The sequence below is a fragment of the Bradyrhizobium sp. Kon58 genome, assembly GCF_055807455.1.
Genome location: NZ_JBVVOT010000673.1, coordinates 1 through 234, shown reverse-complemented (window position 1 = coordinate 234; position 234 = coordinate 1). Strand labels below are relative to the sequence as shown.

Genomic DNA, 234 nt, shown 5'->3' with positions numbered 1-234 from the left:
GACACCCAACGCTCTGATGCCAGCCTCAAAGATCTGTTGAGCCACAGCGGCTGGCATGTGCCGGAAAATGACGAGCAAATGGATAACCTGAAAAGCGCTCTGGCCGCGCAGGCGCTGCCCGCACCGCCATACGGGGATTTTGGTGGGGCGGTGTCCTGGCCCGTGCCTATGTCACTGGCTGACCAGGGCTCACTGTTTGCCATCATCGCTGACAACAGCCCCCCACTGTCTGGC

At 61.1% G+C, this 234-nt stretch carries 1 protein-coding gene; it reads left to right on the top strand.

Translation table 11 applies throughout. The features are described 5' to 3' along the window. A partial coding sequence (locus AC0L20_RS41900; RefSeq protein WP_473295977.1) for a hypothetical protein occupies positions 1 to 234 on the top strand: 234 nt, incomplete at both ends.